This window comes from Flavobacterium macacae (genome assembly GCF_003865365.1).
GTDB classification, from domain to species: domain Bacteria; phylum Bacteroidota; class Bacteroidia; order Flavobacteriales; family Flavobacteriaceae; genus Flavobacterium; species Flavobacterium macacae.
Genome location: NZ_RQVR01000020.1, coordinates 36,366 through 38,289, shown reverse-complemented (window position 1 = coordinate 38,289; position 1,924 = coordinate 36,366). Strand labels below are relative to the sequence as shown.

The 1,924-nt window shown below is 40.1% G+C and carries 1 protein-coding gene; it reads right to left on the bottom strand.

Annotated features, from left to right (window positions below; all coding sequences use genetic code 11):
- Positions 1-1,924, bottom strand: a 1,924-nt coding sequence (locus EG849_RS15750; protein WP_199732325.1) for an HYR-like domain-containing protein, incomplete at both ends; no start/stop codon positions are given.

Here is a 1,924-nt window from a genome sequence, read left to right as displayed (position 1 = left end):
ATTGGTTGGAAGTGTTTCCACAAATGTTGGAGCCGTCGTGTCTTGAACAGTTATTGTTTGGACATGGGTTGCCGTCAATCCGCAAAGATCTGTTGCAATCCAAGTTCTAGTCAATGTATAGCTTCCTGCGCAAGTTCCAGCTGCCGTCGTTTCTGTGAAAGCCACTGTTGCTGTACCACAGTTGTCTGTTGCCGTTAAAACTACTGCTGTTGGAACTGCCGAGCATTCTACTGTTACATTGGTTGGAAGTGTTTGCACAAATGTTGGAGCTACAGTATCGTTTACATTAATAGTTTGAGAAGCATAAATAGTATATCCACAAGGGTCAACTGCTGTCCAAGTTCTAACTATTGTAAATGAATTTGGGCAACTTCCCGCAGTAATTACATCTGATCCCGGAACTGAAATCGTGTTTCCACAACCGTCAGAAGCGCTTAATGGATTTATCGCGGGTACTTCGTTGGCACATGTAACATTGATAACTGGATTAGGAGGTATGATGATATAAGCACTTGAGTTCAATCTTCCAGAGTAAAATCCTGTAACTCTTGCGTTTTGATTTAAAATATTTACATAAACTCCTCCTTCAACATTGTGATTCATAGAGAAATGTGCTTTTGGAGCTAATACCGAACCGTCTACCTTTCCCGTTAAGGCTAAATTTGTGGCTTCGAAATAGTTCCAGATAATTTTATTGTTTAAATCACTTCTATTTGTGTTTTGGTTTGCAGGAATTGAAATATCCGTTCCATTAACATTGATTACAACATCTTTCACGTTGGCACCAAAATTGAAATAGATTTCATTGATGGGGTTCAATTGTTGTCCGATCAAATTCAATACAGCCATACCATTTGCATTCGGAATCAAATTTAACCTTACTTTATTTCCATCAAAAAACTCTGCATAACTTGTACTTGTATTTGCTAATGTTTTCAAGTCATTGCTGATTGCGCCAATCATTGAAATGTCATTTGAAACCGCTGTATTGGTTGGTAATTGCCCTCCGTTTGGAGCATTTATCGTTCCGCCAACAGGAGTTCCATTGAAAGCAAAAAACTTATTATTTAAATTTAAAGTTCCACTAATTGTCATAATTGGGCCCATTACATGTAATGCGGTACCGCCATTTGGAAGCATTGTTCCCGGTGTTACACCGTTAAATGCAGCGATAGTTCCAACTGCTGTAACATAATTGGTTTGACTAGATTGTCCAAAGTAATTATTTACAGTAATAATACCATATTTATTTAAAATGTTTAAACTGCTATTTACAGTTATGGTCTGACTAACTGATGACGTGTTATTACAGTTGTCGGTGAAATTCCAAGTTCTGATAATTACGTATGAACTTGGGCAGCTTCCAAGGATAATTGTATCTGTGCCACTGGCAACTATATTTCCAGAACAGTCATCTATAGCCGTTAATGAAATCATCGGTGGCACGTCGCTAGGACAGTTTACGGTCACATCTTGAGGTGCACTGGGAACAACTGGAGCCGTCCTGTCTTGAACCGTTATTGTCTGAACGTGAGTTGTAGAAAGTCCGCAAAGATCTGTTGCAATCCAAGTTCTAGTTAATGTATAACTTCCTGCGCAGGTTCCAGCTGCCGTCGTTTCTGTGTAAGCTACGCTTGCCGTTCCACAATTATCCGTTGCAGTTAATGTTGGAGCAGTTGGTACCGCAGAACATTCAACCGTTACATTGGTTGGAAGTGTTTCCACAAATGTTGGAGCGGTGGTGTCTTGAACAGTTATTGTTTGTACGTGGGTTGCTGTCAATCCGCAAAGATCGGTTGCAATCCAAGTTCTTGTCAAGATATAGCTTCCTGCACAAGTTCCAGCTGCCGTCGTTTCTGTGAAAGCCACTGTTGCTGTACCGCAATTATCTGTTGCAGTCAGAGTTGTAACTGCTGGTATTGCT